This window comes from Thermococcus sp., assembly GCF_015523185.1.
GTDB lineage: Archaea > Methanobacteriota_B > Thermococci > Thermococcales > Thermococcaceae > Thermococcus.
Genome location: NZ_WAKV01000035.1, coordinates 1 through 24405 on the forward strand (window position 1 = coordinate 1; position 24405 = coordinate 24405).

At 52.2% G+C, this 24405-nt stretch carries 22 protein-coding genes and 1 pseudogene; 14 read left to right on the plus strand and 9 right to left on the minus strand.

Translation table 11 applies throughout. From position 1 onward, the window contains the following. On the minus strand, positions 1 to 343 hold a 343-nt coding region (locus F7B33_RS03970; RefSeq protein WP_297073223.1), incomplete at its 3' end, for a metal ABC transporter permease. Beyond that, positions 340 to 1128: a metal ABC transporter ATP-binding protein gene (locus F7B33_RS03975; protein WP_297073225.1), complete on the minus strand. Its 789-nt coding sequence runs from the start codon at positions 1126 to 1128 to the stop codon at positions 340 to 342. The genes F7B33_RS03975 and F7B33_RS03970, both read right to left, overlap by 4 nt. A gap of 174 nt (positions 1129 to 1302) precedes the next feature. On the opposite strand from F7B33_RS03975, the gene eif1A reads away from it, so the two are divergent. The 9 genes from eif1A to F7B33_RS04020 are packed head-to-tail and all read left to right on the plus strand — an operon-like array spanning position 1303 to position 9554. Further along, positions 1303 to 1653, plus strand: coding sequence for a translation initiation factor eIF-1A (gene eif1A, locus F7B33_RS03980; protein ID WP_297066257.1), 351 nt, complete (start codon positions 1303 to 1305; stop codon positions 1651 to 1653). Positions 1654 to 1670: 17 nt separating this feature from the next. Continuing rightward, positions 1671 to 2447, plus strand: coding sequence for a serine protein kinase RIO (locus F7B33_RS03985; protein ID WP_297066254.1), 777 nt, complete (start codon positions 1671 to 1673; stop codon positions 2445 to 2447). A 4-nt stretch (positions 2448 to 2451) separates the two neighbouring features. Beyond that, complete coding sequence (locus F7B33_RS03990; RefSeq protein ID WP_297066204.1) at positions 2452 to 3150, plus strand: KH domain-containing protein; 699 nt, start codon at positions 2452 to 2454, stop codon at positions 3148 to 3150. 2 nt (positions 3151 to 3152) lie between these two features. Beyond that, positions 3153 to 4841 (plus strand): DNA topoisomerase VI subunit B, encoded by a 1689-nt coding sequence (gene top6B / locus F7B33_RS03995; RefSeq protein ID WP_297066251.1) that lies wholly within the window; start codon positions 3153 to 3155, stop codon positions 4839 to 4841. After that, positions 4834 to 5988, plus strand: a complete 1155-nt coding sequence (locus tag F7B33_RS04000; RefSeq protein WP_297073226.1) for a DNA topoisomerase IV subunit A — start codon at positions 4834 to 4836, stop codon at positions 5986 to 5988. The genes top6B and F7B33_RS04000 overlap by 8 nt, the downstream gene beginning before the upstream one ends. Further along, the gene (locus tag F7B33_RS04005; protein ID WP_297073229.1) at positions 5985 to 7238 is read left to right on the plus strand and encodes a DUF530 family protein; all 1254 of its coding nucleotides are present in this window, start codon (positions 5985 to 5987) and stop codon (positions 7236 to 7238) included. Before F7B33_RS04000 ends, F7B33_RS04005 begins: the two co-directional genes overlap by 4 nt. Before the next feature lie 4 nt (positions 7239 to 7242). Further along, positions 7243 to 7635, plus strand: coding sequence for a DUF1699 family protein (locus F7B33_RS04010; RefSeq protein WP_297062343.1), 393 nt, complete (start codon positions 7243 to 7245; stop codon positions 7633 to 7635). A gap of 40 nt (positions 7636 to 7675) precedes the next feature. Continuing rightward, the gene (locus F7B33_RS04015) at positions 7676 to 8476 is read left to right on the plus strand and encodes a GTP cyclohydrolase IV (RefSeq protein ID WP_297062352.1); all 801 of its coding nucleotides are present in this window, start codon (positions 7676 to 7678) and stop codon (positions 8474 to 8476) included. 4 nt (positions 8477 to 8480) lie between these two features. Next, complete coding sequence (locus F7B33_RS04020) at positions 8481 to 9554, plus strand: HD domain-containing protein (RefSeq protein ID WP_297073287.1); 1074 nt, start codon at positions 8481 to 8483, stop codon at positions 9552 to 9554. A 51-nt stretch (positions 9555 to 9605) separates the two neighbouring features. Here the strand turns inward: F7B33_RS04020 and F7B33_RS04025 are convergent, their stop codons facing one another. The 5 genes from F7B33_RS04025 to thiC are packed head-to-tail and all read right to left on the minus strand — an operon-like array spanning position 9606 to position 14971. Continuing rightward, the gene (locus F7B33_RS04025; RefSeq protein ID WP_297073289.1) at positions 9606 to 11453 is read right to left on the minus strand and encodes a prolyl oligopeptidase family serine peptidase; all 1848 of its coding nucleotides are present in this window, start codon (positions 11451 to 11453) and stop codon (positions 9606 to 9608) included. A 45-nt stretch (positions 11454 to 11498) separates the two neighbouring features. Next, entirely contained in the window at positions 11499 to 12101 is a 603-nt protein-coding gene (locus F7B33_RS04030) for an IMP cyclohydrolase (protein WP_297073231.1), read from the minus strand. After that, positions 12098 to 13030 (minus strand): formate--phosphoribosylaminoimidazolecarboxamide ligase, encoded by a 933-nt coding sequence (locus F7B33_RS04035; protein ID WP_297073233.1) that lies wholly within the window; start codon positions 13028 to 13030, stop codon positions 12098 to 12100. Before F7B33_RS04035 ends, F7B33_RS04030 begins: the two co-directional genes overlap by 4 nt. Continuing rightward, positions 13027 to 13686: a phosphoribosylaminoimidazolesuccinocarboxamide synthase gene (locus tag F7B33_RS04040; RefSeq protein WP_297073235.1), complete on the minus strand. Its 660-nt coding sequence runs from the start codon at positions 13684 to 13686 to the stop codon at positions 13027 to 13029. Before F7B33_RS04040 ends, F7B33_RS04035 begins: the two co-directional genes overlap by 4 nt. A 4-nt stretch (positions 13687 to 13690) precedes the next feature. Beyond that, positions 13691 to 14971 (minus strand): phosphomethylpyrimidine synthase ThiC, encoded by a 1281-nt coding sequence (thiC, locus tag F7B33_RS04045; protein ID WP_297073294.1) that lies wholly within the window; start codon positions 14969 to 14971, stop codon positions 13691 to 13693. Positions 14972 to 15065: 94 nt separating this feature from the next. Between thiC and F7B33_RS04050 the strand changes: the two genes are divergently transcribed. From F7B33_RS04050 to F7B33_RS04070, 5 genes and pseudogenes are all read left to right on the plus strand, one after another. After that, a complete protein-coding gene (locus tag F7B33_RS04050; RefSeq protein ID WP_297065628.1) occupies positions 15066 to 15818 on the plus strand; it encodes a sulfide-dependent adenosine diphosphate thiazole synthase in 753 nt (250 codons plus the stop codon). 5 nt (positions 15819 to 15823) lie between these two features. Continuing rightward, a pseudogene (gene thiD, locus F7B33_RS04055) lies at positions 15824 to 17127 on the plus strand (bifunctional hydroxymethylpyrimidine kinase/phosphomethylpyrimidine kinase). A 39-nt stretch (positions 17128 to 17166) separates the two neighbouring features. Continuing rightward, positions 17167 to 20286, plus strand: coding sequence for an N-6 DNA methylase (locus F7B33_RS04060; protein ID WP_297073237.1), 3120 nt, complete (start codon positions 17167 to 17169; stop codon positions 20284 to 20286). Between the two features lie 240 nt (positions 20287 to 20526). After that, the gene (locus tag F7B33_RS04065) at positions 20527 to 20982 is read left to right on the plus strand and encodes a hypothetical protein (protein ID WP_297073239.1); all 456 of its coding nucleotides are present in this window, start codon (positions 20527 to 20529) and stop codon (positions 20980 to 20982) included. Positions 20983 to 21025: 43 nt separating this feature from the next. Beyond that, on the plus strand, positions 21026 to 22951 hold the full coding sequence (locus F7B33_RS04070) for an ATP-binding cassette domain-containing protein (protein WP_297073241.1): 1926 nt from the start codon (positions 21026 to 21028) through the stop codon (positions 22949 to 22951). Here F7B33_RS04070 and mrtA read toward each other — a convergent pair. Together mrtA and F7B33_RS04080 are read right to left on the minus strand one after the other, a co-directional pair. After that, positions 22891 to 23496, minus strand: a complete 606-nt coding sequence (gene mrtA / locus F7B33_RS04075) for a CPBP family archaeomyxosortase MrtA (RefSeq protein ID WP_297073243.1) — start codon at positions 23494 to 23496, stop codon at positions 22891 to 22893. The two genes, F7B33_RS04070 and mrtA, sit on opposite strands and share 61 nt — an antisense overlap. 3 nt (positions 23497 to 23499) lie before the next feature. After that, positions 23500 to 24402 (minus strand): hypothetical protein, encoded by a 903-nt coding sequence (locus F7B33_RS04080; protein ID WP_297063498.1) that lies wholly within the window; start codon positions 24400 to 24402, stop codon positions 23500 to 23502. Positions 24403 to 24405 lie beyond the last annotated feature (3 nt).

Genomic DNA, 24405 nt, shown 5'->3' on the forward strand with positions numbered 1-24405 from the left:
CCATAACCTTGTAGAGTACTCCAAAGCCGAGAACCGTTAGGCCGGCCACAAAGCTCGCCACTATTCCGACTGCCGAATCAGGTGTAAAGCCGAGCTTTTCAAGCTGGGCGATGATTAGAACGATTGCAATCGTGACGATGAGCGCCACGAGGGTAACGAGGGCGTAGCTGTTGAAAATTAAGGCCAGAATCATTCCTAGAACAGCTCCAAAGAGGAGCGCGTGAAAGAGAGCATGGGTCAGAAAAGCCAGTCCCTTGGTGTTTATCAGCGGGCTCAGAAGACCCAGTAGAACGCTGACCATTATGCTCGCGAGGATTGCCCTGAGGATAAACTCCGGAATCACAGGCCACCACCTCTGTGGATGTGGAAGTCACCCGTTATGCAGTAGAGCTTTCCGCCGACAGGAATAACCTTGGCCATCGGGCCATAAACGGACTTTATGACCTCATCTATCAGGACTTCTTCGGGCTTTCCAAAGGCTATGAGGCGTTTGTTAATCAGCATCACAAGGTCGCCTATCTCGAGGAGCGGGTTGATGTCATGAGTAGTTATAATCATCGTGACGTTCCTCTCTGACTTTATCTTGCTGAGGACGTTCGTAACTTCGACCCTCGCACTGGGGTCCAACGCAGAGAGGGGCTCATCAAGGAGGAGTAGCCTTGGGTCGCTCATCAAAGCCCTCGCCAGAAGAACCCTCTGCTTCTGACCGCCCGATAGTTCTCGGAAGAGTTCGTCCTTAACGTGGTTTAAACCGACGAAGGTCAAAACTTCCTCCGCCTTCCTGAGGATTTCTTCAGGGATTTTGAAATGAAAGAAGCCCCTCCGGTATATGCCACCCATGGCGACGACTTCCAGAGCCGTTAAAGGAACGCGCTCGTTGAGGGAACTGCTCTGGGGAACGTAGCCGATTAAACTCCTAGCATTACAGGGCTTTTTTCCAAACACAAGGAGCTTCCCTGAGTATTCGCGGTGAAAGCAGGCTATCGTCTTGAGGAGCGTCGTCTTCCCAGCACCGTTTGGGCCGAGAAGGAGGAGAGTTCTCCCTTCATCTAAGCCAAACGTTACGTCGCTCAAGGCCGGTTTTCCTCCGTAAAATATCGTTAGGTTCTCCGCCTCAACCGCCTTCATCTCGCTCCCACTTCAAGTGTTCCGGTTCTCTTTTAAACTTTGATGTTCCTGTAGTGAACAAATTTGGGTAATTCTTTTGCAAAAATTTTAAAAATCTAGTGGATTAGTTCCCTGCAGAATTTTTGCAGGGGTAAGCTTATAAGGGCTCAAACATAGCGGTGGGAGGTGATGCTCATGGCTCCAAAAAAGAAGGACAGAAAAGTTGAGGGTGACGAGGTAATTCGAGTTCCCCTCCCCGATAGGAGTAAAGGACAGCTCTTCGGCGTTATAGAGCAGGCCCTTGGCGCCGGATGGATGGACGTCCGCTGTGAGGACGGAAAGGTTAGAAGATGCAGGATTCCGGGCAAGCTCAGGAGAAGGATGTGGATGCGCGTTGGTGACGTCGTCATAGTCCAGCCCTGGCCCGTCCAGACGGATGAGCGCGGTGACATTGTTTACCGCTATACGAGAACCCAGGTGGACTGGCTCCTCAGGAAGGGCAAGATAAGCCAGGACTTCCTAACCGGCGGGGAGCTGTTGTTCTGATTTCCTGAGTGGTGGCGATGCACGAGGAAGCACTTGAGCGAGAAATCGAGGAGATACTTGGTCTTAGAGACAGGAGGGAAAAGGACAGCGAGCTCTACAAGATAGCCAACGAGGTCTTTGACAGGACAACAAAGGAGACACTAGCATACCTCCACAGGCGCGGGAAAATAGAGGAGCTCTATGGTGTCATAAGCACGGGAAAAGAGGCCAACGTCTTCGCGGGCGTTGATTCCAGGGGAGAGAAGATAGCAGTTAAAATCTACCGCACCTACACCACCGAGTTCCGCCGCATCTGGGAGTACTTGGCCGGAGACCCGCGCATCGGCTACCTTCCAAAGGACATGAGGAAGCTCATCTTCGCCTGGACGAGGAGAGAATTCAAAAACCTCCAGAGGGCCATAAAGTACGCGGTTCGCGTTCCTGAGCCGATAATCTTCCGGAACAACGTTTTGGTTATGGAGTTCATCGGCGATGAGCTTCCCGCTCCCAGGCTTAAAGACGTTGAGAAAAACCTCGAGAAAAGAGACTTTGAGGAGCTTTACAGTTACTTAATCGGCGTCATAGAGAGACTCTGGAAGAGGGGAGATATGGTTCATGGCGATTTAAGCGAGTACAACGTCCTCCTCTGGGACGGGCCGGTTGTGATAGACTGGTCGCAGGCAACGGTAAGGAGAAACAGGATGAGCCTTGAACTGTTGAAGAGGGACCTGAGAAACGTTACAAACTACTTCGCGAGGAAAGGAGTGGACGTTGAGGATTACGAGGTGAAGTTCCGCGAGCTTGTTGAGAGGTGAGAACATGGACGAGTTTGAGAGGCTCCTGAAGAAGTACGAGCGCGTTGATAAGGACGGAAAACCCGTTGAAGAGCCCGAACTGGGAGAGATTGATTACCTTGCCGAAGGTGAACAGGAGGAGTTCGTGAGGATTCCGAGGGAGAGGATAGCTGTTCTCATCGGAAAGAAGGGCAAAACGAAGAGGGAAATCGAAGAAAGGACCGGGACGAAAATAGAAGTTGACAGCGAGACCGGGGAGGTTTTTATAACCTCCACAAAGGATACCAAGGATCCCCTCGCCGTCTGGAAGGCTAGAGATGTGGTTCTCGCTATAGGGAGGGGTTTCTCGCCTGAGAGAGCCTTCAGGCTCTTCAACGAGGGTGAAATACTTGAGGTTGTCAACCTCAACGATATAGTCGTTGGAAACGAGAAGAACGCCCTGCCTAGGGTTAGGGGTAGAATCATCGGAAGGAAGGGCAGGACAAGGGAGATTATCGAGGAGATGAGCGGTGCAGATGTGAGCGTCTACGGAAAGACCGTCGCGATAATAGGTAACCCCATTCAAGTCGAGGTGGCCAGAACGGCCATTGAAAAGCTGGCCAGGGGCTCGCCCCACGGGGTAGTTTACCGCTACCTTGAGAGGAGAAAGAAGGATTTGGAACTTGAGAGCTCAAACTATTACGAGGCCCTTGAAGGCCATCTTGATGAGCTGGAGGAGGAATGAAGATGGCAGAGGCAAGTCAGCTCTTTAAGGAGTTCAAAATCCAGAGTGTCAGCGAGTTCTTCAGACGAAACGCAGCAATGCTCGGCTATACTGGAAAGGTTCGCTCCCTAACAACGCTCGTCCACGAGGCGGTAACGAACTCCCTAGATGCCTGTGAAGAGGCCGGTATTCCGCCCTACATAAGGGTCGAGATTGAAGAACTCGGAAGGGAGCATTACAGAGTTGTCGTTGAGGATAATGGTCCGGGAATTCCCGAAAAGTACATAACCCACGTCTTTGGAAAGATGCTCGCCGGAACCAAGGCCCACAGGAACATACAGAGCCGCGGTCAGCAGGGGCTTGGGATATCTGGAGCCGTGATGTTCGCTCAGACTACAAGTGGAAAGGCTACTCGAGTAATAACCTCAACCGGCGAGGAGATAATTGAAGCATGGGTTAAGATTGACGTTGACAAGAACGAGGGTAAAATAGTCAAGAAGGAAAAACACCCAAACCCCGATGACTGGCACGGAACGAGGATAGAACTCGAAGTCAAGAACGTTCGCTACATCCGCTCAAAGCAGGGTGTTTACTGGTACCTCAAGCTAACCGCGATAGCCAACCCCCACGCCCACATAGAGCTAATCGAGCCCGACGGAAGGCTCATCGTTTTCCCGCGCTCGAGTGATGAGATACCCAAACCACCCGTTGAGATGAAGCCTCACCCGAAAGGTGTCCTGACGGACGACGTTTACAGGATGGCCAAGAAAACAAAGCGCCAAACGGTAAGGCGCTTCCTCATCGGCGAGTTCTCAAGGATAAGCGACAAGAAGGTTGACGAGCTTATTGAATACATCGCCGCCCTGAGGCTGATTAAGACCGTCGAGGACAAGAAGGTTCAGGAACAGCTCTACGAGAGGCTCATGAAGGGCGAGGTTAAGGCCGTCCTCCGCTCCTTCAGGGGTTACACCAAGGTCATCAAACAGGTCGCTAAGATTATGGAAAAGCCACCGGAGAAGTTGACTTGGCAGGAAGCGGAAGAGATAGTCGAGGCCTTCAAGTACATGAAGTTCTTAGCTCCTCCGACCCACGGTCTAAGGCCAATAGGTGAGGAGAACATTAAGAAGGGCCTTAAGGGAATCCTCAAGCCGGAGTTCGTGACTGCCGTGACGAGGCCACCTAAGGTCTATTCCGGTGGAATCCCCTTCCAGGTGGAGGTCGGCTTAGCGTACGGCGGTGAGATTCCGAGCGGTTTTGAGCTCTTGAGATATGCCAACCGCGTTCCGCTCCTCTTCGATGCTGGTTCATGTGTAACAACTCAAGCAGCCCGCTCCATAGACTGGAGGCGCTACAAGGTAGATGACCTCGACAGGGCGCCACTGGTCCTCATGATTAACGTGGTTTCAGTTCACGTCCCCTACACCGGGACGGGGAAGCAGAGCATAGCGAGCGTTGATGAAATATACAACGAGATTCGCCTCGCCATAATGGATGTTGCAAGAAGGTTACAGACTTACCTCAGCGGGAAGCACAGACGCCTCTACCAGGTCAAGAGGAAGAAGACCTTTGAGAAGTACGTTCCCGAGATAGCGAGGGCCCTTAGCATACTAACCGGCGAGCCGGAGGAGACGATTAGGGAGTACTTCCTGAGGTTTATTGAGAGCCATTTTGCCTCCAAAGAGGCCCCCGTGGAGGTGAGCGAGAATGCCTAGGGCCATACGACGCGAGAAGCCCAAGGAGAAGTTCTCATACGACCCCAAAAAAGTCCTCAGCAAGCTTGAGGAGTACGGAAGGAGCGTCCTTGAGGCGATAAAATCCGGTAAAAACCCCTACTTCGACATACCGACCCGTGGTTTAAACAACGTCTACTTCGACGAGAAGAGCCGGCTAATCAAGATGGGCGATAAACTATCGAGGCGTTACTTCCTCAACGTGGCACACGCCAGAAAGTTCATGCAAACCTTACTCATAATGGCATACGTTAAGCGCCTGGTTGCCGAAGGCAAGCACGCGAGCCTTCGTGAAGCATACTATGCCAACAAGCACACTATTCCCGGGACGAAGGAGAACACCTTCGAGGACCAGCGCGAGAGCGACCCGATTATCGAGGACTTGGAGAGAATGCTCGGAGTTCTGCGCGAGGAGATGCACATTACAGCCGACAGGCGCGGTTACATCTACGGTGACATCGTGATTAGGGACGGTGAAGACGAGTTCAACGCGAGCAAGCTCGGAAGCGGTGGCTGGGCCGTTCCTGGAACGGTTGAGCACATTCAGTTCCCGGAGATAAACGTGGATTATGCACTCGTTGTCGAGACCGCGGCTATGGCTGACCGTCTCATTGAGGAAAAGTTCCCGAAGAAGGAAAACGCCCTAATCATAGCTACGCAGGGACAGGCTTCGCGTGGTGTTAGGCGTTTAATCCACAGGCTCCACTATGAGGAGGGACTGCCCATTATAGTCTTCACCGATGGCGACCCCTACGGTTGGTACATCTACTCCACCATAAAACAGGGTTCGATTAATCTGGCCTACCTCAGCGATAAGCTTGCCACTCCCGAGGCGAAGTTCGTCGGCATGACCATGGACGACATAAAGCGCTATGGTCTGGAGAACGTTACCGAGAAGCTGAAAGGCATACCCCCCAACAAGAAAGGTGGTCCAACCGGGGACTACAAGAGAATCCTCGAGGAGATGGAGTACCCGTGGTTCCAGAACAGGGAGTGGCAGAGACAGCTCAAGATGGCACTCAAGATGGGGGTCAGGATTGAACAGCAGGCCTTAGCAAACAAGTCCCTCGAATTCGTCGCCAAAGAATACTTACCAGAAAAGATAAACAACGGTGATTTGCTACCATGACGACAACGGAGGAGCTCGTAGCCCGGGTCAATAAGATACTCGACGACATAGGCATAGACCTGGGCGAGCTCTTCGAGAACTTTGAACCGGTGAGGTTAGCCTATACCCTAACCCGGAACGTCTCCCTTCTTTCCGACCTTCAAGATGAACTGGAGAGGCGCGTTGGGGAAACGGCCCCTTCAGTTCGCTTCATGGACAAGAAGAACAAGGACCCCCACCTCCAGTGGATTTACAGGAAGAAGCACAACAGGGCACTGGCTCTGGAAAGGCTCCGCTCGGCTATAACGGCCCACAAAATGGCCCTAGCGTTGTTATCGGCCAACTACACCTTCAAGCTCGGCAGGAAGGAAATAACGGTCGACAGGATAACGCGGGAGAACCTAGGAAAGGTCAAGGCCGTTGAAAAGCCCGTAAAACTCGGCAGGCTTGAAGTTCTCCCCCATTTGGCTTACTCCGGTGACGTCCTCAGGCTTCTAGCCAAGGAAAGCATCGAGGTCAGAGAGACTTTCAAGTTCATAAAGGGGAAGCTCCGCGAGAAGGGGACGGTAAGGACAAAAGGCATAAGGATTGAGGTTGAATACTTCGAGAACAACAGGCTCAAGAAGGCCAGACTGGACCTTCCGGCCGATTCCGACATCGAGATGGAGCTTAGAAAACGCTACGGGAGGAGGTTCCGCTGGAGGGTTCTCACCTTTGTGAAGACAAGGGGAGTTCTGATAAACAACCACTACACTGTTGACAACCTGGCTTTAGCCTACGCTTCCCTCGACCCGGAGAAAGGAGCGGAAAAGCTCGGCCTCGATATATTCCGCTACTACTTCTTGACATCCTCGACCGAAAGGGAAACCCTGGGAATCTTTCCCGGGATAAAGCTCTGCGTTGACTGCCATTACTCCATACTGGACTTGCCCTTCAGGCACGAGGGGAACTTCAAAACAGGGCAGGGTAGTATGTACGTCATAAGGAAGTGCGAGATGGAGGGACAGTTAACCGGTAGAAGGAAGGACCTGAGTGGCGTTCCCAACTACCTCCTCGGGGGAGCCCTGCTCTACGGCATGAGTGATTACGATGAAAAGAAGGTTGCCGAGATACTCGGAATTGATGAGGAAGAACTGAGGGAGGCGATTAAGAAGTTCGTAATCTCGGGCCTCCACAAGGTTCTGTTCAGCGAGAGCGAAGTTAAGAAGTTTGATAAGTTCATGCCGAAGAGCGACAAGGCGAAGAGGTTCCTTGACCTTCTCCAGGGGTGAGGTGATGAAGGTCAGAGTAAGCGCTAAAACCTATGACGAGCTCTTGAGAAAGCTCTCCTCGCTGAACGAGAACGTTACTGAGGTCTACGTTAGCCTCAGGCCTACCAAGGAGGTAGTTGTCAAAATCCTTGAGAACGCGCCTAACGTAAGGAGAATAAGCTGTCCTCCGAGCCTTTACCCGAAGGTTTCCAAGAAGGTCATCTACGCTTTAAACCAGCTCGGGATAGAGCTAATTCCTGAGAAGAGACCCCGCGGAAGGCCGAGAAAGTACGACGAAAAAACCGTGAAACTCGTCCGCGAGATGGCGGAGAAAGGCGTCCCCATGAAGGAAATCAGCAAGCGCCTCGGAATTCCCCTGAGGACGGTCTACTACATGGTGAACGAACTCCGGGCTTAACTTTAAAAGACCTTTTCTTAAGGCAACCCGGGTGAGAGAAGTGATTGAGACCCAAGAGGAAGTTCCGGAGATTAGAGAGCCGCTCAGGAGGGTTGGAATAACGAACCTTAGGAGCGTTGCAAAGATAAACTGGAAGGGCAGGGTTTATACTTTCCTCCCCCTCTTCGAGGTCACGATAGACGTCCCGGCTGAGAAAAAGGGAATACACATGAGCCGTCTCGTTGAGAGTATAACCGAGGCAATGAGCGAGGCCGTTGAAGAGGAAGTCATGGAGGCCCACAGTTCGCTTGAGGAACTTGGGAGGGCGATAATTAAACGGCTTGAGGGGAAGCACCCCCACAGACGCGCAGAGGTGTGGATAAAGACCCACCTTATAATCCCGCGTGAGACCCCCGCGAGCGGAAAGACCAGCTACGAGCCCTACGACGTCGAGGTTGGTGTCATCAAGAACGAGGACGGGACCTTTGAGAAGGTTCTCCGCGTCAGGGTTATAGGGAACACCGCCTGTCCCCACGCGATGGCCAACAACAACGGGAAGACCCACATACAGAGGGCTATCGGCGAGCTGGAAGTAAGAACCGACTTCGACGAGGAGATAGCCCTCGAGGACATGATTGACGTCGTTGAAAGTTCGTTCAGTCATCCAACCTATACACTGCTCAAGACGGTGGATGAGAACGCGGTTGTGCAGGGCATGTTCGCAAACCCGAAGTTCGTCGAGGACGTTGCCAGGGAGATTCTTGTGAAGGCGAGGGAGAAGTTCAGGGGCAAAATCCACGTTAGAGTTATCAGCAACGAGAGCATCCACAAGCACGATGTGATAGCAGAGACGTGGAGCTGAGATGATGAAACTCGTCCACGACCCTATACACGGCGGAATTGAGCTTGATGACTTTGCCGTTAGACTGGTTGACACGCCGGAGTTCCAGAGGCTCAGGAGGATTACCCAGTTAGGTCTGGCTTTCCTCGTCTATCCCTCCGCCAGACACACACGCTTTGAACACTCCTTAGGAACCTTCCACATAGCGAGACTTATATGGGTAAGGAACCCAGAAATAGAGGAAGGAGTTGCTTACTCGGCTCTTCTCCACGACCTTGGACACTATCCCTTCTCCCACACCCTTGAATGCCTCTACCCAAGGCACGAGGAAAACACACGGTGGCTCATAAAACACGGCGAAGTCGGAGACGTTCTGAAGGAGCGGTTTTCTATTGGTGAGTTCCTTGATTTTCTCAGGCATCCGCTCGTGAGCGGGGACATTGACGCAGACAGGATGGACTACCTTGTGAGGGACGCTTACTACACCGGCGTTGCCTACGGCCTCGTTGACCTTGAGAGACTCATTAGAAACCTCAAGTGGGACGGGAGAAGACTGGTCCTCGGCGAGAAGGGCATAATGGCCGGCCAAAACCTCCTGATATCAAGAAGCATGATGTATCCAACGGTTTACCAGCATCACACGGCAAGAATAGCGAGTGCAATGCTCTGCAAGGCCGTTGAACTAGAAGGAACTGCCGAGAAGGAAATACGACAGATGGATGAAATTGACCTCGTCGCAAGGCTCAGGGCGAGCGATAAGGGAGAAGTAAGGGAACTTATAGGAGCGATAGATGGGCGGAAGCTCTACAAACGTGTCCTCTGGAGCGGTGAAAGGCTTGAGCCGAGACTCGTTGATGAACTGAGGAAAGGACTTGAGGGGGAATTCGGCCACCTCGCCTTACTGGACTATCCTGAGATACCCAAGTTTGAGGAACGTAACGCCTTCGTGGAATACAACGGGGAAATCAAGCGTCTCAGTGAGGTCTCGCCGGTTGTAAAGGCCCTCGTCGAGGCTAAGGAAAACCACTGGCGGTGGGGGATTTACGCGAGGGAGGACATTGTGGAAAAGGTTGCAAGGTTTTTGAAGTCCTTCCTGTAAAAAGCGAGGGTAAAATCAAAACCGGTATAAAACCGGAAGAGAGACCCAAAACTAGGAGAGTGTCTTGAGGATGAAGGCCAGCAAATCGGTCAGCTCTTTCGCCCTCGTCTCTGGAGATGCGCCCATATGGCCGCTCTTGGTCTCAACGCGGAGGTAAACTGGAGCCCCAAGTTCTTTCAGCTTCATGAAGAACTTCAGTGCGTGCGCCGGGTGAACGCGGTCGTCGTGAAGGCCGGTGTAGATGAGCGTCGGCGGGTATCTGGCAGGCTTGGCGTTGTGGTATGGGGAGTACCTCAGCAGGAACTCCCTGTCCTTCGGGTCGTCAGGGTTGCCGTATTCGGGAATCCATACTCTCCCGATGTAGAGTTTATGAAACCTGAGCATGTCTATAACAGGATAGCCTATTAAAGCTGAATCCATAACGTCTGGCCTCTGGGTGAGAGTTGCAGAAACAAGAAGCCCGCCGTTGCTCCTTCCCCATGCGGCCACTTTATAGCCATCTTTTTTGAGCTTTTCAAGAACCGCTATGAAGTCGTCAAAGACGTTTTGCTTGTTCTCCCGCATTCCAGCGCGGTGCCACTCCTCGCCATACTCACTGCCCCCGCGCAGGTTGGCCGTCGCAAAGGTTCCGCCGCGCTTGATGAAGGGGATAACCTGAGGGAAAAACCTCGGCGTCAGAGAAACGTTGAAGCCACCGTAGCCAAAGACCCAGACCCGTTTGTTGTCTTCACTTCCCTTCACGTGGAAGTAGTGGATTTTCGTTCCGTCCTTCGAGACGACAAAGTCCTCCTCTACTCTGAAGTTCCCCTCGACTTCCTGCTTTTCGACAAGTTTAAGCTTTCCGCCGAACTCGTAGAGGCGATATGGAACGGTGAAGCTCTCGTATCTGAGGAGGGCTCTCTTCCCATCGCTGTCAAGCGGGTAGACGCTTCCAGGAAGGTCGAAGGTTATCTCATCGAGCTTTTCGCCATTGAGCGAGTAAAGCTCAAGCCTGTGGCTGGCATTAACCAGCCTACCGGCGAGGATTTTATCGCCAATGATTACCGCCCACTCCAGCGGGAAATTCCCTTCAGGAATCACCTCAATAGTTTTTTCACTATCGATAGCAATAATCTTTCCAAGGCCCCTGCCTTCCCTCGTGAGAACGTAAAGTCTGCCGTTAACAACATCTATAGGCTCCGCTGGGACTTCTGCGGAATAAACCCTCTCCCATTTTTCAGGCTCGTCAATCTGGCCCGTGTAAATCTCGGCGCTGTTCCATCCAAATGTAACGGTCAGCATCGCCGTCCTTCCATCTGTGCTTTCCTTTAGGTAGAGGAGGTGGCCGGAGCCGAGCCCCTCTCCAAAGACCATTCTCTCCCCGTTCTCATCTTTGAAGAAGAGCCTCACCGCTGGAGCCTTAATCCCGTCCGGCGCCTCTCCGTGGCGGTAAAAGCGCGAGAAGTAGTAGCCGTTATCAGTAAAGACGACGTTCCTTATCGAGGGCCTGAATTCCTCGAGGAGTTCACCCCTTTTAAGGTCAACTATCCGCGTTATGCCCTCGTCGGCACCGCCCATGGAGAAGCTGTAGGCCAGAAACCTGCCGGCCTTATCAACCGAAAACGTCTGAAGGAGGATTTCATTGTTGAACTCCCTCTCCAGTTCCTTGGAGTCGACAACGACCCTCCCGTCGAGCCACCTGATGACCTGTCTGTCCCGTTCCCTGTACATCGCGATTGTGCCTCTCTCCGTGAGCCTCGTGTTGTAGATGACGGGCATCGAGTAGTATTCCCATACCTCGGGAAAGAGCTCGTCGCTAAGCTCTCCGACGAATTTTCTAAAGCGTTTGTTCTCCTCCTCGACAAGCCGGAGAACGCGCTTATCGTTGAGGTTCTCCATCCAGACGTAGGAGTCTTCCATTGAAACCACCGTTTTAACGCTAAACCTGTGACAATAAAAACATTGTTAGAAGGGTCTCCCAGACATCTCAACAGCCCACCTGTTTTCAGCTTCAGTAACACCAAAAGCCATGACCTTGTGCTCAAGGGGGAGCTTTAAAACTTCCAAGGCCAGTTCTCCGGCCGAACTGAAGCCGTTCAGGCCGAGTTCAACGAAGCCATCTACGTTGTAGGTCGCCGTAACGAAGGCTTTGCCCTCCTTCAGTCTCAGGCTTCTTACCCAGAACTCATCCCTGCCGGCGAAGCCGAGCCAGCCCCGCTCGCTCCCGCGCTCTATAATTCCAGCTATCCTCGGCGTGTTGTAGGCATCTCTCTCGTAGTCCATTGCATCGAGAACGTGAACCAAAGCCTTCCTCGGCTTTTCCCACACGAGGGCTTGGGAGATGAAGTCCGTGTGGAGGCCGTTTGTAACCACCGCGTACATCTCGTTCGTTCGCACGACGGGGTAGCTCACGTAGGGGTTGTCCGTCTCAGTTTGATTGATTATGTAAGCGGCGTTGCCCTTAATCACGGCCTTCCTATTCGGGAAGGAGCGGGAGCAGAGGAGGTAGAAGGCGAAGGGCTTGCCGTTCATCAGGCCAATTCCGAGGGTTCTTCCTGTGTAGGTCATGTCACCACCTCCTCAAGCCTGTTCTCCTTGAGGGCGAGCCTTATCTCCCGCGCTATCCTCCTCCCGACACTCATCGGCTCTTCCCAGTAAATCCTCCCGTACCAGTGGAGGGCGTTGCTTCCTCCGTCTATCCGCGAGGCGAAGCCGATTGCCTTAAACTCCCCGTCGTAGGCGAAGTGGAGGGCAAAGGGGCCGATTATCCCCGGTGGTTCGAGCTTTCTCATCGCTTCAGCGAAAGCCAATCCATAGTCGTAGAGCTTCGGCAGGAGAGACTCCCTAAGGGCAACCCCCACGTTGCCCACTATAGTGTAGGGAAGCGGTTTCACCGGCCAGCGGGCGTTCCCGTCCGCTATAACTACCCGTTCATCAACGCCCAAAAGCTCAAGCCTGCCCAGGACTGGTGAGTAGAAGAAGTGGACGTAGAGGTAAACGCCGGGGATGAAGCGCTCCACACGGTAGTTACTCTCAATGCCCTCCAGCTTGCCCCCTAACTCCCCTCCAAGGGCGATAAAGTGCCTGCTACCACCCCTCGGTCCCTCAAGGCGGACGAAGTAAAGCTCGTTGGGCTCAATCTCTTCCGGCTCAATCACCTCAATGCGTGGTATTCCCGCTTTATCGAGTGCTTTGTCCTGCAGTTCAAAGGTTGTCTCCCACTTAAGGAAACGTTTGTTACCGAAGAACCTCGCTTTAGCTCTCTCTATCGCCTCGAGGCCGAGGTAAGCCACAAAAGAACCGTGTGGGACCACTATTCCATCATCATCAAGAATCGCTCCTATGTCCTCCGTAACGACAAGCTCGTCCACGAGTCTTGTCGAAGAGTAGAAGGCCTTCCTCCCGGGCTTCACGTAGAGCCTCGTCCTAAAGCCCTCGTCTTTGGCCCCAAGGAGAATCTGGAGAGAGGAATGGGAAGCTATCGTTGAGATTATCATCCAATCACCTCCAGCAGTTCTTCCCTGGTTAGAAACCTTTCATCCTTTGCCACGCGCATCGTGTCCCCGCTCAGCTCGTCTATAATCAAAAGCTCACCGTCCAGCCTGCCGAACTCGAGCTTGAAGTCAACAAGCTGAAGGCCCTTTAAGGAGAAGAACTCCCGCAGGATTTTGGCCACCTTCCTTGTAGTTTCCTTCATTTTTTCAATATCTTCCCCACTCGCGATGCCGAGGGCGACTACTGCATCTTCAGCTATCAACGGGTCGTCGAGGAAGTCATCCTTGAGTGTGAACTCGACTATTCCCAAAGGATGGAACTGTCTTACCCATCCTCTATATCTCCTCAGAAAGCTCCCGTAGGCGAGTTCGCGGTAGATTACCTCAAGCGGAATCCTTTCGGCCTTCAGGAAGCGCGCCTTTCTCTCGTCAATCCTCTCGACAAAGTGCGTCTTTATCCCGTTCTCTTCGAGGAGCTTGAAGAAGAACTCGGTCTGCTTCAAAACAACGCTCCCCTTTCCGGTCTTTTCGCCAACGACTTCGTTGCCCCCGCTGTCTTCTTTCCCTTTTCTGCCGAGGACTGTGTCCTTGAAGTGGAAAATGAGGTAAGGACCGTCTTCGTAGACGTCCTTGGTCTTGCCCGAATAGATGAGTCTCAAGCTCTCACCTCTTCTGCAGCATGTCGTTGATGAGTTTTATCGCACACAAATCACCGCACATGGAGCAGGCCTCAGTTTTTGTCGGTCTCTTCCTCCTTATCTCGATGAACCTCTCTTTGTCCTGGCTCAGCTCGAACTGCTTCGCCCAGTCGAGCCTTCCTCTGGCCAGGCTCATGAGGTAGTCCTTCTTAAAGTCGGCCTCGAAACGAGTCAGATTTACCGCATGCGCCGCTATCTTCGCCGCTATAATCCCTTCTCTAACATGCTCCACCGTTGGCAGTCCAAGGTGCTCTGCCGGCGTTACGTAACAGAGGAAGTCCGCACCGTTAAGAGCGGCTATTGCTCCTCCTATCGCGGCTGTAATGTGGTCATAACCGGGAAAGATGTCCGTAACGAGAGGCCCGAGGACGTAGAAGGGCGCGTTGTCCGTCGCTATCTTTGCCAGCTTCACCTGGGCCGCTATCTGGTCTATGGGTACATGCCCGGGTCCCTCGACCATCGTCTGGACTCCGACTTCCCTGGCTTTTCTTACGAGCCTTCCGAGGGTGTACAGTTCAGCTATTTGAAGCTCGTCGCCGGCATCTGGAAGTCCTCCGGGCCTCAACCCGTCGCCTAAACTAAGAACCACGTCGTATTCCTTTGCCAGCTCGAGCAGATAGTCGTAGTTTTTATAGAATGGATTTTCCTCGCCCCAGTGGAGTATCCAAGCCGCTAAAAACGTCCCACCGCGCGAGACCATGCCAACAACGCGCTTTGTCCTCTTCATCTTCTCGACGACTTCCTTGGTCACCCCAACGTGAATCGTCGTGTAGTCAACTCCATCTTTAAAGTGCCTCTCAACAGCCCTCCACATATCGTCCTCGCTCATCTCGATGATTGCCTTTCCCTTTGCCAGCATCCCCTCGGCGGCCTGATAGATTGGAACCGTTCCAATTGGCACATCAACGGTGTGCATTATGGTTCTCCTTATCTCGTCAAGGTCCCCGCCGGTTGAAAGGTCCATTATCGTGTCAGCGCCGTATTTGACGGCCGTCTTGGCCTTTTCTATCTCCACCTTGACGTCAACAATATCGCGGGATGTCCCTATGTTCGCGTTCACCTTAACTCTAACGACGTTGCCAACCGCGACCGGCTTCACCCAGTCGTGGCGGACGTTTCTGAAGATGACCGTGTGACCTTTAGCCACACTCCTCCTGAGCTTTTCAGGGCTTATTCCTTCCCTTTCTGCTATAAATCTCATCTCCTCGGTTATCTCTCCCCTCTTCGCGGCCTCAAGCTGTGTCATTCTTATCACCCGATTTTAAAACCTGTTTATAACAAAGTTTTTAAATTTCAAAACTAAGTTTTGACCGCGGCTTAAAAGGTTTTGGGTGGTCACTATGAGGGAGGTTGAGATAAGCAGGGCGATAATCGAGGCATACTTCAACGACCTTCTCGAGAACCTCTCGCTCGACGTTGCAATTGTAGGTGCCGGCCCCTCCGGAATGGTTGCCGGCTACTACTTAGCCAAGAACGGTGCAAAGGTGGCAATCTTCGAGAAAAAGCTCTCAATAGGAGGTGGAATCTGGGGCGGTGCGATGGGCTTCAACAGGATAGTCTTCCAGGAGGAAGCGAAGGAAATCCTCGACGAGTTTGGGATAAACTACAGGCCCTTCAGGAACGGCCTCTACGTTGCCGATGCGATAGAAACAGCAACAACCCTTGCAAGCAGGGCCGTTAAGGCCGGGGTGAAGTTCTTCAACATGATTGAGGTCGAAGATTTAGTCGTCAAGGAGAACCGCGTCGCCGGAGTCGTAATCAACTGGACGCCGGTGATGATGACGGGTCTTCACGTGGACCCCCTTACAGTTGAGGCGAAGTTCGTGGTCGATTCTACCGGTCATGGAGCGCAGATAAGCCAACACCTCCTCAAGCGCGGGATGATAGAGAGGATTCTTGGAGAAGGACCTATGTGGGCCGAAAAAGGAGAAGAGCTGACGGTGAAACACACGAAGGAAATCTTCCCGGGCCTGTACGTTACAGGCATGGCGGCGAACGCTTTGGCTGGAGCACCTAGGATGGGGCCTATATTCGGCGGGATGTTCCTGAGCGGTAGGAAAGCGGCCTTCGAAATCATCAAGAAGCTGAGGTGATAGGGTTGGCCGTTTTAATTATAGCAGGCCTCGACACGGGGGGCGGAGCCGGTTTAAATGCCGACATCGAGACTGTCTCAGCTTTGGGCGAGCACCCGCTCCCCGTTTTAACCACCGTCACCTACCAGAACCCTTCGGAGGTCAAGGGTTATCATACGCTCCCGCCTGAGGTCGTGAGGGAGCAGATAAGGGCAGTCAAAGGGCACCTTGAAATCAGAGCGGTTAAAATCGGAATGGTCGGAAGCGGAGAGATTGCCGAGGCAGTAACGCAGGAGACGGAGGGCCTAACGAGGGTTCTTGACCCTGTCATGGAATCGAGCACGGGCGCAAAGCTCGTGGACTCGGTTGAGTCCGTTAAGGCCCTCATCCCGGGTTCGATAGTAACCCCAAACGTTCCCGAGGCGGAAGCGCTAAGCGGGCTGAAAATCTCCTCGGTTGACGATATGAAAAAAGCGTCTAAAACCATCGCCAAGGAGCTTGGAGCAGAGGCTGTCATCGTCAAGGGCGGGCATTTAAGTTACACGGACGTCCTCTACTGGAAAGGTAAGTTTTACGAGTTTCCCGGCGAGAGAGTGGAAGGCTTCACCCACGGAACGGGCTGTGCCTTCTCATCGGCTTTAGCCACTTTCCTGGCAAAGGGCCTTGAGCTTCCGGAAGCAGTGAAAGGAGCCAAGCGCTTCGTTGAAGGCTCAATAAGGTTTTCGAAGGTCGAGGCGAGAGCCGTTAATCCACTCTGGGAACTTGAGAGGGACGCATACCGCTGGAGGGCCAAGGAAGAGCTTGAGAAGGCCGTCGAAGGGCTCGTAGAGCTTGGCGAGAGAATTAATCCCCTCATCCCTGAGGTCGGGACGAACTTTGCCCTCACCACAACTTTTAACGAGGTCTTCGCGGTCAAGGGCAGAATCGTTCGCTATGGGAATACAATAAAACCCGTTGGCCCGGTCGAGCTTGGAGCGAGCGACCATCTTAAAAGGGCCCTCCTCAAGATGCGCGAGTTTTATCCAGAGGTCAGGGCAGTTCTGAACCTCCGCTATTCGGAGGAACTCGTTGAAAAAGCCAAAAGGCTCGGCCTCGTCGTTTCCTTCTACGACAGGGGGAAGAGCCCGAGGAGGTGAAAAGGGCCGAGAAAGGAACCATGGAATGGGGCATCGAGAGCGCCGTGAAAAGAGCAGGTAGGAGGCCAGATTTAATCTACCACCTCGGGGACTGGGGTAAGGAGCCGATGGCTTTGGTGTTTGGGAGGAGCGCGCGGGAGGTCGTTGAGCGGGTTGAACTGCTCTTAGATAGTCGCAGTATGGGAAAGTTTTAATATCCACTCCTCTCTCAAATTTAGGTTAGGTGAGGCAGAGTGGATAAGATAGAGGCCCTTAGTAGAGATCTCGAAGAGCTCGTCACAATGGAGAAAATCCCGCTCCAGGAAGTTGATGAAATAAAGTCAAAGCTCAGGAGCGAGGATATGAGGGAGTACCTGGAGGCCATTCTTGAGAGGGCAAAACCTGAAGAAAGTCTGAGGCAGAAGTTCTTCTACAAGGGATCGCCGATAATGGGGTTTTTAGGTGTTAAGGGGTCTCCAGAGGTAAAAGTGGGTTCCGGATACGTTGATTTAATACTCAGGGATTCTCTCGGAAGGAAAATCATCGTCGAGTTCAAACGCCTCTTCGAACTTAGGAGAAACAAACTTGCAAGAAACGAACTGGACTGGAGAGAGTACGAGGAGCAGATAAAAAGGTACGTGTTCTCGGAGGAGGCAAGGTTTGTGGTTTTAACGAACCTTTATGAGTGGTACTTCTTCAGCTCAAAGACCATTGTGAGGGGCTTTGCTCCGTTCCACTATGCAACATTCTCCGACCTTGTGGACGACTTGAAGAAATATGGGAGCCTCTATGAGCTCCTCGAAAGGAAGGAGCATGGGATAAAGAAGGGCGAACTCGACGAGCACTTCTTTGATAGTCTGCGTGAGTGGATAAAAATCCTTGATGGGGTTGAGTTTAACGCCAGTGAGAGGGAAAAGATGCACCTTATCCTCCACCTAATTAACAAGTTCATCTTCATTCAGACCCTCGACGATTATGGTGTTATAGAGTTCAACTGGCTCTACAAGAAGTGGGCGAGCTTCCATGACAGGATTCAGCTGGCAGAAAAACACAAGAACAAACCTGAAGTCGCTGGGAAGTACTACCGGGCATTCATCTGGAAGTTCCTTGAGGAGATAAACGACTTCTTCTATCCCCTCTATGACACGGAGCTGTTCTCCGACAGTTTGCTGGAAAAAGTTAAGGACGAACCGGAGAACTGGGCGCGTTTTTACAGTGCACTCGCCACGGTCCTTGGTTTTACTCCTTGGCAGGAAACCGGGCTTAAGATGGGAATAACCCAGTACGACTACAGCCAGATAGACGAGGACATCCTCGGAAAGGCCTACGAGACCTACCTCGCGGAGGAGAGGAAGGAAAAAGGCATCTACTACACGCCAAAATACATCACCCAGTTCATAGTCGAGGAGACGCTTGGAAAAAGGCTCGCAGGGCTAAAGGAGGGCATAGCAAAGGCCATTATGGAGAACGACTTTGAAACTGCCGAGAAGCTCAGCAGGGAGCTCTTTGATATCCGGGTGGTTGACCTTGCCTCCGGCTCTGGCTCATTCCTGATAAAGGTTCTCAGAGCCTTATGGGACGTTTATTCGGCTGTAATTGAAAGCCTACGCGAGAAAGAGAACGAGCTAGTGGGCAAAAAGACCCGCAACTTGTCGCCACTCGTTCAGAAGAAGGAAATCTTAGAAGGCATTGCAAGGATGAGAAAGCTCTTCCCAAGCGACGAGAGAATTCTAATGTCCCAGATGGTCCTCAGGCACGTCTTTGCTGTTGATCTGGATGAGAACGCGGTTGAAGTCGCAAAGATGAACCTCTGGAGAGAGCTGATAAAGCTCAACCCCAAGGCCTTCCGCTGGGATTCCCTCGGTGAGAACGAGCACGTCCTTCCCAACCTGAGCCTTAATCTCATAAGCGGTGATTCCCTCATGGGCTTTTCTGATCCCAGTATTCTTGAGGGGAGGGAAGAGATTAAAAAGCTCCTTGAACTGTGGAGCCAGTTCATAGAGAATCCAGAGAACCTGGAAGTCCTTGAGGAGATCGAGAAAATAAAGGACTACGTCAGGAAAGAGCTCGATGAAAAATACCGTGAGCTGTTAAAAGAAAAGCTTGGGGATAAGGCAGAAAAGCTCGACCACCGCTTCGTTCACCACCCACTTGAGTTCTTCATGGCCTTCTTCAACCCGGACGGCTCTGTCAGGGGAGGCTTCGACTTCATAGTGGGGAATCCACCTTACGTGAGGATACAGAACCTCAAGAAGGAGAGCCCAGAGTACGTGGAGTTTCTGAACAAGTTTTATGAGAGCGCCCACAAGAACTACGACTTAGCTATTCCCTTCATCGAGCGCGGATATTCCCTTCTGCGGGAGAACGGCGAGCTCGGCTTCATCGTCACCAAGAAGTGGATGAAGATTGACTACGGCGAGGAGCTGAGGAAGATTCTTGCGGAGGAGAAAGCGGTCAGGCTGATAATTGATTTTGGCGATGAGCAGGTGTTCAAAGGTGCAACGACATACACGATGATACTCGTGCTGAGGAAAGCGAAAAACGAGAGGCTCACCTACGCGAAGGTCGAGGAGCTCAGGGAGAGCATTGACCAGCTGAGAGCAATCTGGAAGCCCGAAAAGTGGAAAGAGGAGAGGCTGAGCGTCATTGAGATTCCCGAGGAGGAGCTCTCGGAGAAGCCCTGGGTCTTCCTGACGGAGAAGGAAAGAGAGATAGTGCGGAAGATTTACGAGGGGAGCGTGAGGCTGGTAGAATTAACTTCTAGCATCTTCCAAGGATTAGCCACAAGTGCCGACAAAGTGTATCACCTCATTTATCAAGGGGAGGAGGAGAGATACTTTGTAGTTTTATCAAATTCCACTGGGAAAAGATATCGTCTTGAAAAAGAACTTCTTAAACCCTTAGCATCTGGGGAGAATGTAAGGAAATTCATTGTCATCCCATCAACCAAGTTACTCCTGTTCCCATATGAACCAGACAGCAGTGGAACTTACCATCTAATCCCTGAAGACACCTTCAAACGAAAATACCCTAACATATGGAAGTACCTTCTGGAGAATAGGGAAATCTTAGAAAATCGTGAAAGGGGCAAGATGAAGGGCAGGGCTGATTGGTATGGGTACATATATCCAAAGAATCTCGAAAAACACGTTATGGAGAAAATGCTTGTTCCAAGGCTAGTTAGCGACCTCAGAATAGCATATGATAAAGAGGGCAGATACTACGTGGATAATGTGGACGTTAATGAGATAATTCTCAAAGACAGAAGATTATATCCCTTAATCCTCGGCATCCTCAACAGTTCAGTACTCAACTACGTCTTCAAGCAGAACAGCGTCGAGTTTGCCAGTGGCTACTACTCGGCAAACAAGTAGTTCATCAAAGACCTCCCCATCAAGCTCCCCTCCACCGACGAGGAGAAAGCTCTGGCCGAAGAGATAGAAACTACCGTCGAGGAGATAATAAGCCTCCTCAGGAAGCACTACCAGATAAAGGTCCTCTGGGAGGAGTGGAGCGAGAAGCTTGGAAAGAAGAAGCTTACCCTTAAAAAGCTCGTTGAGACCTGGGAGAAGGGAGTAGGAAAGCTCCCTGAGGAAAAGCTCTTTTTCACCAATGTGGAGATAAACTCGGACGAAGAGACAGAATACGATGGCTTTGAGCTTGAGCTAAGCAACGGCACGCTCAGGGTTCTCGGAAGGGAGGGGGACATACTCACGCCAATCCTCGAACTCGAAGGAAAGGAGGAAATCCTCGAGCACGTCTATTTCTCAATACTATCACTGCTGGAATCGAGGAAGAAGGTGAAGACTCTCGGTGACATTCTAAACAAGACGGTGGTTCCAACGATCGAAGGAAACCCGGTCGAGACGGAGAGGATAACGACCATCGTAAAGGGAAAGGCCAACGCCAAGCACTTAACTTCCTTTATCAGCCTCGTAAAGGAGAACGAGGCCTACCTTGATGCCCTGGTTTTCAAGCTTTACGGGCTGAGCAGAGACGAGGCAAGGCTCGTCCTCGAAAGCCTTAACAAGAGCCAAGATTACATTGACAAAGTTCTGAAACACCTGTGAGCTAACGTTTTAACCTCCTTTCCCTATTCTTTCCGGTGGTTCCATGCTAGTGAGGGGCAGAGTTACGGGTAGTGAAATCCCCCGCTTCAAGCACCGCTGGTTCGGTGTTCTGGAAGTTGAGGCCGAGGGCGAAAGGTACCGCATCTACATGACAGGCAACGTTGCCCAGTGGTTTCTGAGTGGGGACGAGGTTGAGATTGAGATAATGGGCAAACCCAAAGAGAAGGAAGGCTTTAAAGTTCTCGACTTTGATGACTACCGGCTCTGGAAGTTTTATGAAGGGGACAAAATCCCAGTTTGGCCCCTTTTCGAGAAGGAAGTTGAGGCAAAGCGCTACTCTCCCCTCACCGGTGAGCTCCTCTACACCTATAAGATAAGGGCCAGGGAAGCCAAATACGAGAGCGACTTCGAGGCGATAGCCGAGCTCGAGCAGTACCACTACGCGAGCCAGAAGGAGAAAGTGGCTCTATGGCGCTGTGAGAACGGGCACATCTTTGAAGCAAACACGAAACAGAACTGTCCAATCTGCGGTGCGGAAAGCCACATTCTTGAAATAAAAGGCTCAACCCCAGCCTCACGCTTCCTGATTCTTGAGCTCGTCGAAAGGGAGGAGTACGAGCCGAGGATTTTGAGCTACGTAAGAGTTGACCCGCCCATACCGTTAATGCACCGCCGTTTGCCGAACGGTGAAATCGAGAAAAACATCCGTGAGAAGGTCTTTCCTGAGGAATGGTTCCATCCAGCCTTCTGGCCTGAGCGGATAATGAGGGAACTCTACGAGGAGTTAAAGAGGAAATACGGAAAGAAAAGAATAGCCCGCTCCTACCTCTGGGAAAAGGCCAAGTGGAAGGCTTTAGCTGAGACCAACACCGCCGGGGCGAGAATAGCTAGAGTCGTCGTCCATCCCGACTACCGCTCCGACGGTTTGGGGCAGTTAAGCGTTAGGTCGGCCCTTGAGTGGATAGCCGAGAGAAGGATTCCCGAGATGAGGAAGAGGAAGCACATCGTTGAAACCATAGCCCAGATGGCGCGCTACAACCCCTTCTTTGAAAAGGTCGGTTTCAAGTTCCTCTGGGAAACAGCGAGCGGAAGGCCCGTGCTATTCTACCCGCTCACCGAAGAGGCTAGGGAATACATAGAGCGCTTTCTGAAGGAGGACCCTTACGCACCTGAGGACGGGAGGCTGTGGCGCCCGAGCTACGGGAAGGTTGAGCCCCTAAAGAGCCCGATAATCTTCAAAAACGTCTCCAAGGTCTTCGAGAGCGAGCTTGACATAAAAGGCCTGCCCGAGGAGATACAGGAGCTTTTGAAGGCCTTTGGCGTCAGGCACCGCGTTATCCAGAGGCCAGTCTTGAGGAACCTCAACTTTGAGATAAAGCCCGGTGAGCTGGTAGCGGTTGTTGGAGCAAGTGGAGCAGGAAAAACGACTCTGCTAAGGCTAATTCTCGGCTCGGCTAACGGCTGGTGGGAGGAGCTCTTCAGGCCTACGAGCGGGAAGATAGAGGTGCCCGACAACGCCAGGGTTTCCGTAATGATTCCAGGTGAATTTGAGCCGAGCTTTGGTTCCGAGAGCATTCTGGAGCACGTTTACAGGAAGATTAAAGACCTTAACGCGGCAGTTGAGGTTCTCAACAGGGCTGGATTAAGCGATGCCGTTCTCTACAGGGCAAAGTACAGTGAGCTGAGCACTGGACAGAAGGAGCGGGCGAGGATAGCGTCGCTTTTGGCAGAGAGGCCGAACCTCCTCCTTATAGATGAGTTCGGGGCACACCTTGACACCCTCACGGCCATGCGTGTCGCCAAGAAGGTAGGAGAAATAATCCGCGAAGCGGGGATAACGGCGTTGATAATCACCCACAGGCCAGAGGTTCTGAAGGCCCTTGACCCCGACAAGGTGCTCTTCGTTGGCTACGGAACCGCGAAGCTTGAGGCGCACAGCAAGTCGAAGAACGCCGAGCCGAGCCAGTGAAGGAGGAAGCTCGGCAGGAAGCTCTTTCCCTTCAAATCCATTTTTGCAAAGATTATTCCTGCCACAAAGGCGTAGGGCACTTCAATTCCCGGTTTTCCAAGGTGGACGATTGTGTAAGGAACGTCCTGGAGGATTATCGCGAGCCATTCGTTTTTACTGGCGAGGGGAAATAGCAGGAATCCCCGATAAAAGGCCTCGTGGGCGAGCATTATCAGACCCATCCCGAGCTCACCGAGGAGGAAGGTTGTAAGGCTAGAGTAGTGGAAAACTGGATAATAATTTCTCATTGAGGGTATCGTCGCCCCGTAGATGCTGAGGGGAATCGAGAGAACAAAGAGGATAAGAAAGAGCTTAAGCCCTTCTCTCCCCGGCTGGTTCAGACCGACTTCTTCCCGAGAAAAGCCGAGTGCCCGGGAAATCACGAGGGGAAGCGCAAGGTAAAAGAACAGAACAACGGCAACATGGCCCCAGAACGTGGAGGAGATTAACCAGGGGGCGAAACTTAGGGGGAGAAGAACGAGATAAAGGAGGGCACTCTTTTCCATGTCTCACACCATGAAGTTTATCTGGGCCGTGTTGACGTAGCGCCTTACATCTATTCCCCTGTTCGTGAAGGCGATTCCAATTTCGAGGGGCCTCTTTGGATTTGCCCTCCTGATGACCCTTATTCCAACTTCGTCGCCTATCCTGTCCTTGTTGAGCCTGTTGATGTGGTCATAAAGCAGACGGAGAAAGTTCCTGTAGTCCTGCATCTCCTCAAGGAACTCCCTCTGCTCGGGGTTCAGCCTCGGATAGATGTAACGGTGGAAGAACCAGTCGAAGGAGCTGTATGTTTCAGAGGCGTGGGCAAAGAGGAGCTTGTAAAAGTCGATGTTCTTGTTTCCGAATGCCGAATCCATATACTCGATGGCCTTTCCCAGGTAGCTCGATGCCTCGCTCAGCTTCATCCTTATGAGCCTGACCTCGAGGTCGTTGCCCCTTAGGAGGAGCTGGATGTATCGTCCGCCGCCGTAGTCCATGTAAATCGTGTTGTAGAACAGCACGAGCTTTGAAGGGCGGATGCTCATATACTGGGCCAGCCTCCTGATGATGTCACTCAGCCTGTTCAGACCGCGGGGGTCACCTACGAGGAGTGCCTCCATTCCATAGAGGTTTTCCTGAATAACGACGTCGTTGTCGAGCCAGAACTCGACTTCTCTCCTCCAGCCCGGCATGTTGTAGCGGTTCAGGATTTTGAGGTCGAGTATCGAGACAGGAACTTCCTTCTGAACCCTGCCGAAGCGCTTCTTAAACACGACAACAGGATGGTAACCACTCGATGGGTTAAGATAAGAAACGGGAATCTCCATGACACGCCTCAGGGCGAGCAGTGCGTCCCTAATCTTCGGTATGTCATCCTTCGTGAACCTGCTCCCAAGGTCCTGGAGAAGAACTTCAAAGCGACTCGCCATGCG